Raw genomic sequence first — 6,025 nt, forward strand, 5'->3', positions numbered from 1 at the left:
GGGAATGTCTGCGCAGCCTGAGTCCCGGAGCGCGCGTCACCAGTTGACGCGCGGATGGCTGGCTGCGCTCGCGGCCACGAGCCCCGCAGCGCTCTCGCACGGCCTCGCAGATGGCCACGCTGTCGCGCCGTTGCCGCTCGCCGTGGCACTCGTGCTCGCGGCGTGCGTGTGTGTGCCGCTTGTGGGGCGCCGGATCTCGAAGCTCCGCATGACGACGGCAGTCCTCGCCTCCCAGGCCCTCTTCCACGGCCTCTTCGCGATCGCCGGACACTGCTCACCCTTGCAGCTCGCAGACGTCGCCGGCCACGCACATCACGGCACCGGCCTGGATGCCTACACACTCGCCGCAATGGCCGAGCACGCCCAGCCGGTCGTGGCCCCGAGCCTCCTGATGCTCCTCGGCCACCTCGCCGCGGCCGTCCTCACACTTGCCGCCCTCTGGTACGCCGAGCGTCTCGCTCGCGCGATCCTCAGTACGGCCTTCAACGTCGTCGCCCGCCTCGTGGCGCTTCTCACCCCGGTCCGCCCCATCTCGGCGGCCCGGATGCTGCCGGTGGCGACGAATTCGACGGGGTGGCCGACCGTGCACGCCCCACGTCTTGGTGGACTCCGTGGCCCACCGGTGCTGGTCTAACCACAACACGTGGACTCGTGCGCGCGCTCACCTGCGAGGCCGCACGGCTCGAACCCTCCCCACGATGGGGAGCTGTGACCTTACACCTGAACCCACGACACCCGGAGACCCAATGTCGACGTCTTTGCGTCTGTACTCTGCCCGACTTCGCGCGACCCTCACCGCGCTCGTGCTGGGGCTTGCCGCTCTCATCGCGTGCGTCCCCGCAACACCAGCGAACGCACACGATGTCCTCCTCGAGAGCAGCATCGTGGAGGGATCTGAGTTGGATGTGGCGCCGTCCGAATGGACGCTCCGCTTCAACAACGAGGTGCTCAACGTCGGCTCGGAGGCGGCTCTTGTCGGCCCCGACGGTGCCACGATCACCCTCGGCCAGCCCGCCTTTGACCGCGACCGTGTCACCTTCACGGTGCCCGCGCTCGCGAAGGGCGACTACACGGCCAATTGGCGCGTTGTTTCGAGTGACGGACACCCCATCTCGGGCAGCATCCCCTTCACCGTCACGGTGGGGGAGCCGTCCGCAACAAGTGCCGCCACCACGGCAGGATCCACGGCGCCTGACGCATCCAGCACCGCCCCCGCGGGCGATGCGAACGCGTCGCAGCAGCCGAACGACGGAACGGTCGCGGGCCTGCCAATGCCGCTCGCCATCACGGCAACGGCCATCGGGTTCATCGTCATCCTCGGCGCCGGTATCGCCTTCGTCATGAAGGGCCGCCACCAGGATGACCTTCCCCTGCGAACCGCACCCGAGAGCCGTCAGGCAGAACGCCCGGCCTCGGATGACACGAAAGAGAACTAGAACATGAACACCTTCCCGATCTCGATCCGCCGCAGCGCAGCAGCCCTCGCCCTCGCGAGCGTGTGTGCCCTCGGCGTGACCGCCTGCGCGAGCGATGCCCCGGTCTCACCGGCCGCCGATGCAACGACGTCGAACACGGATGCCGCTGTCGGCCACCAGGAGAACGGCGCCACCGTCACGGTGACGGACCCCTGGATCAAGGCCACCGACGGGCACATGACCGGTGTCTTCGGCACGATCAAGAACAACTCGGATACCCCGCTCACGATTGAGGCCGTCGACTTCGACGGTGCCGGCAAGGTCGAACTGCACGAGACGGTCATCGGCCAGGACGGCTCCTCGGTCATGCAGCCCGCTGAAGATGGTTTCACGATCCCTGCTGGCGGTGAGTTCAAGCTCGAACCGGGCGCGAACCACATCATGCTCATGGACCTCTCGAAGCCGATCGAAGTGGGCGCCAGCTACGACCTCACCATCCACTTCAACGACGGCAGCACAACGACCATGACCGCCATCGCCAAGGAGTACACGGGGGCCCAGGAGAGCTACGCACCCGACGGCAGCCTCACGAACGGCGGCCACGGCGCAGGTCACGAGGGCCACGGCGACATGGCTGGTCACGACGGCCACGGCGACATGGCTGGCCACGGTGACATGGCAAGCGAGACGCCCGCATCTTGAGTGAGGCCACGGGTGTGGATGGCGTGAGCCCTGACGAAACCCGTGTCGACGAGTCTGCGGTGGCTGAGCACTCGCTCAGCCGCCGCGGCTTCGTCCGCATGCTGGGATGGGGCGGAGCCGGTGCCACGGCTGCCCTCGGCGGCCGTGCCGCAGTGGATGCCGTCGCGCAGCAATCCGCGCCGAGCCCTGACGAGCTTGCTCGAGCGGCAGCCTTCGCCTTCGAAACCGCGACGATCGAATCGGGCCATCAGCCCGGTATCGCCACGCCGCAGCAGGCGCACGCGAGCTTCATCGCCTTCGATCTGGATGCCTCGCTGACAGCATCCCGCATCAAGGCGCTTCTGCAGATCCTCACTGACGACAGTGCGCGCCTCATGACGGGCACGGCACCGATCGCCGACCAGGAACCCGAAATGGCGGGCGATCCCGCCGGGCTCACGGTCACGATGGGATACGGGCCGGGCCTTGTCGACCGCGTGAACCCGGTGGCGAAGCCGAGCTGGCTGAAGTCGCTCCCGGGCTACAAGATCGACAAGCTCGAGGACCGCTGGAGCGGCGGCGACTTCCTCCTGCAGATCTGCGCCGACGACCCGATCACCTTGGCACACGCGCGGCGCGTACTCCTCAAGGACGCCCGCGCCTTCACAACGGTGCGCTGGGTGCAGGACGGCTTCCTTGGCGCTCGCGGCGCCCGCGTCACCGGGACGACGATGCGGAACCTTTTCGGGCAGCTCGACGGCACCGTGAACCCACGCACGAGCGAAGACCTCGGCCAGGTCGTGTGGATCGGCTCAGATTCGGGGGAGCCTGCGTGGCTCCACGGCGGCTCGAGCCTCGTCATCCGCCGCATCAGCATGGACCTCGAACGCTGGGATGAAGTGGACCGCCCCGGCCGCGAAGCCTCGATCGGGCGACGGCTCGACTCGGGCGCCCCACTCACGGGCACGACCGAGCACGACGCGCCCGACTTTGAGGCGCGCACCCCGCAGGGCTTCCACGTCATCGGGCCGGCCGCGCACATCCGCCGGGCTCGCGGCGATGGAGCCGAACGGATCCTGCGTCGTCCCTACAACTACGACACCGCGCTCTCGGGCGCTGCCGGAAGCGGTGCCCAGGTGAACGACTCGGGTCTCATTTTTGCGGCCTATCAGGCGAATCCTGAGAAGCAGTTCGCGCCCATGCAGGCGCGGCTCGCCGAAGCAGACCTCCTCAATACGTGGACGACGCCGATTGGTTCTGCCGTGTTCGCGATTCCAGGACTTGGGGAACTCGGTGAGATCCCAGGGAAGGCGCTCTTCGAATGATCAGCCATGTCTCGTAGGCTGCCCGCATGAGCAAGGTTGCAGTCCTTCCGGGATCGTTTGACCCGGTGACCCTCGGCCATCTTGACGTCATCGCTCGTGCGGCGACCATCTTCGATCAGGTGCACGTCGTCGTCGTCCATAACCCGGACAAGCACGCGCTCTTGCCGATCGCTCGCCGCGTGGAACTCATCCAGTCGGCGATCGCCGAGGCGGGGATTCCCGGTGACGTCCGTGTGGCGTCGTGGGCGATGGGCCTGCTCGTCGACTTCTGCACGCAGGTTGATGCGGACGTCATCGTGAAGGGGCTGCGATCTGCGCAGGACGTCGCCTACGAGACCCCCATGTCGATCGTGAACAAGAACCTTGCCGGGATCGACACGGTGTTCCTCCTCACCGATCCGGCGCACGCACACGTGTCGAGTTCGCTCGTGAGGCAGGTGTCGTCGCTCGGTGGGGATGTGGGGCCGTACGTGCCGAAGGTCGTGAAGGACTTCCTCCAAGGTGGCATGGACCCCCACATCGAACTCGGCAAGTGATCGGATCAAGATCGCTAGACTCGCAGGGTGAGTACGTCCCCCTTTGTCGTGAATGTCGCGACCATCATCCGTAAGCCCGGTTCCATGCGCGAGCTCGAACTCGACCTCGACCTGCCCGAGCGGATGGGTGAGGGCGTGGCGAAACTCGACAAGGGATCGCCCCTCGAAATCGACCTCAAGCTCGAGACGCTGCACGACGGCATCCTTGCGTCTGGCGCCGCCCGCGGCACCATGACCGCCGAGTGCGTCCGCTGCCTCGACCCCATCGAGGAAGAACTCGAGGTCGATTTTGCTGAGCTGTTCGCGTATGCTCAGGACGAAGCGTTCGAATATTTGGTTCACGACGACACGGTCGACCTTGAACCTCCGATTCGCGACGCGGTCGTGCTTGCCCTGCCTTTCCAGCCGGTCTGCACACCGGATTGCCTCGGCCTCGACCCAGCAACGGGGGAGAAGCTCACGGAACCACTTCCTGAGCCGAGCGAGTCGATTGATCCGCGATGGGCCGCGCTCGAGCAGTTTGGACGCGAGGGCAACACGTCCGAGGGCGACGATTAGCCCACACTCCGCCAGGCACTCAACGGTGCCGCGGAACCCCAAGACCCAAAATATTCAAGAGAGGTAGCCACCATGGCTCTCCCCAAGCGCAAGATGAGCCGCTCGAACACGCGCTCGCGTCGTTCGCAGTGGAAGGCGTCGGTTCCGACGCTCGTGAAGACCGTTGAAAACGGCAAGGTCGTCTACAGCCTCCCGCACCGCGCGAAGCTCGTTGAGGACGCTGCTGGCACGCCCCTGCACTACGAGTACAAGGGCAAGAAGGTCGCCGACGCGTAAATCGCGTCGTCCTTCACGCTGCACGAATTCACGAATTCGAGTGACTGCAATCGACCCCGGGTCCACGTCGCTGGCTGAGCTGGCACGTGAACTCGGGGTCGATTTCGTTCCGTCGCTGCTTGAGACTGCACTCACGCACACTTCGTACGCGTTTGAGCAGGGTGGCGAGCACTCGGAGCGGCTCGAGTTTATTGGCGACCGCATCCTCGGTCAGGCGGTTGCGATTTGGCTTTACGAGCACTGCCCGGATGACGACGAGGGGATGCTCTCGCGGTACACGCATGCGCTCGTGTCCACCGTCTCACTCGCCGAGATTGCGCGGGGCATCGGCCTCGGCGCGCACCTGCGACTTGGCAAGGGTGAACAGCGCACGGGTGGCCGCGACAAGGATTCGCTGCTCGCGGATGCGATGGAGGCGGTCTTTGGTGCCGCGTACCTGTCTGCCGGACCTGAGGCGGCGCGGGATCTCGTGCTGCGTTTGGTGACGCCGAAGTTTGATGAGGTGTCGCGCCTTGGTGCGGCGCTTGATCCGAAGACGGCGTTGCAGGAGCTTGCTGCCGCGCGCGGTGGGCAGGCTCCCGTCTACGAGCTGTCCGGCACTGGGCCCGACCACGACCGCTCCTTTGTTGCGCGTGTCGTTGTCACCTCGCGCAAGGGCACGCGCGTGCTCGCGGAGGCGACGGGCCAAGGCACGAGCAAGAAGGCGGCCGAGCTTGAGGCGGCCATGCGCGCCTGGCAGGAGCTCTCGGGCCGCGAACGTTAGGGGAGCGGATGCCTGAGCTTCCCGAAGTTGAGGTGGTCCGTCTCGGCCTTGCACCGGCGGTGACTGACGCTGTCGTGACGCGTGTCGAGGTGTTCGACGAGCGCGGTCTCACCCGGCATCCGGCAGGCGCTGCAGATTTTGCGGCCCAGCTTGAGGGCGCGGTGCTCGCTGAGCCTCGGCGGCGTGGGAAGTTTCTCTGGGTGCCGTTTGCTGTGGATGCGTCGTCGGCTGGTGTGTCTCGCCCTGTGCCTCGGGCGCTCATGACGCACCTCGGCATGAGTGGTCAGATGCTCCTGCGCGAACCTGGCGCGGTGGATGACCGGCACCTGCGCATCCGCATTGGCGTGGACGGGCCCGTGGGTCGATTCGATATCGCCTTCGTGGATCAGCGAACGTTTGGCTCGCTCGCGGTGGATCCGCTTGTTGCGACCCCCGATGTCGCTGATGAGCTCGTGCCCTCGCAAGCACTCC

General features: G+C 66.4%; 9 protein-coding genes. All 9 read left to right on the top strand.

Annotation, left to right across the window (positions count from 1 at the left end; genetic code table 11):
• Positions 1-4 precede the first annotated feature (4 nt).
• Entirely contained in the window at positions 5-634 is a 630-nt protein-coding gene (locus ZAL01S_RS03580; RefSeq protein ID WP_066079839.1) for a hypothetical protein, read from the top strand.
• A 112-nt stretch (positions 635-746) separates the two neighbouring features.
• On the top strand, positions 747-1,436 hold the full coding sequence (locus ZAL01S_RS03585; RefSeq protein ID WP_066079844.1) for a copper resistance CopC family protein: 690 nt from the start codon (positions 747-749) through the stop codon (positions 1,434-1,436).
• Between the two features lie 3 nt (positions 1,437-1,439).
• Entirely contained in the window at positions 1,440-2,117 is a 678-nt protein-coding gene (locus ZAL01S_RS03590; protein ID WP_066079847.1) for a copper chaperone PCu(A)C, read from the top strand.
• Positions 2,114-3,421 (top strand): Dyp-type peroxidase, encoded by a 1,308-nt coding sequence (locus tag ZAL01S_RS03595; protein ID WP_244875317.1) that lies wholly within the window; start codon positions 2,114-2,116, stop codon positions 3,419-3,421. Before ZAL01S_RS03590 ends, ZAL01S_RS03595 begins: the two co-directional genes overlap by 4 nt.
• Before the next feature lie 26 nt (positions 3,422-3,447).
• On the top strand, positions 3,448-3,957 hold the full coding sequence (gene coaD, locus ZAL01S_RS03600; RefSeq protein WP_066079849.1) for a pantetheine-phosphate adenylyltransferase: 510 nt from the start codon (positions 3,448-3,450) through the stop codon (positions 3,955-3,957).
• Positions 3,958-3,984: 27 nt separating this feature from the next.
• On the top strand, positions 3,985-4,515 hold the full coding sequence (locus ZAL01S_RS03605) for a YceD family protein (protein ID WP_066079852.1): 531 nt from the start codon (positions 3,985-3,987) through the stop codon (positions 4,513-4,515).
• Between the two features lie 72 nt (positions 4,516-4,587).
• On the top strand, positions 4,588-4,791 hold the full coding sequence (rpmF, locus tag ZAL01S_RS03610) for a 50S ribosomal protein L32 (protein WP_066079854.1): 204 nt from the start codon (positions 4,588-4,590) through the stop codon (positions 4,789-4,791).
• Between the two features lie 40 nt (positions 4,792-4,831).
• Positions 4,832-5,554 carry a ribonuclease III gene (gene rnc / locus ZAL01S_RS03615; RefSeq protein WP_244875318.1) on the top strand — a complete coding sequence of 241 codons (723 nt, stop codon included), beginning with the start codon at positions 4,832-4,834 and terminating at the stop codon, positions 5,552-5,554.
• 8 nt (positions 5,555-5,562) lie between these two features.
• A partial coding sequence (locus tag ZAL01S_RS03620; RefSeq protein WP_280464604.1) for a DNA-formamidopyrimidine glycosylase family protein occupies positions 5,563-6,025 on the top strand: 463 nt, incomplete at its 3' end.

Origin of the sequence: [Zimmermannella] alba NBRC 15616, assembly GCF_001570905.1 — a bacterium.
GTDB lineage: Bacteria > Actinomycetota > Actinomycetes > Actinomycetales > Microbacteriaceae > Pseudoclavibacter > Pseudoclavibacter albus.

Coding starts and splice junctions, on each gene's coding strand:
- ZAL01S_RS03580 (WP_066079839.1), top strand. CDS start 5: ATGTCTGCGCAGCCTGAGTCCCGGAGCGCGCGTCACCAGTTGACGCGC.
- ZAL01S_RS03585 (WP_066079844.1), top strand. CDS start 747: ATGTCGACGTCTTTGCGTCTGTACTCTGCCCGACTTCGCGCGACCCTC.
- ZAL01S_RS03590 (WP_066079847.1), top strand. CDS start 1,440: ATGAACACCTTCCCGATCTCGATCCGCCGCAGCGCAGCAGCCCTCGCC.
- coaD (WP_066079849.1), top strand. CDS start 3,448: ATGAGCAAGGTTGCAGTCCTTCCGGGATCGTTTGACCCGGTGACCCTC.
- rpmF (WP_066079854.1), top strand. CDS start 4,588: ATGGCTCTCCCCAAGCGCAAGATGAGCCGCTCGAACACGCGCTCGCGT.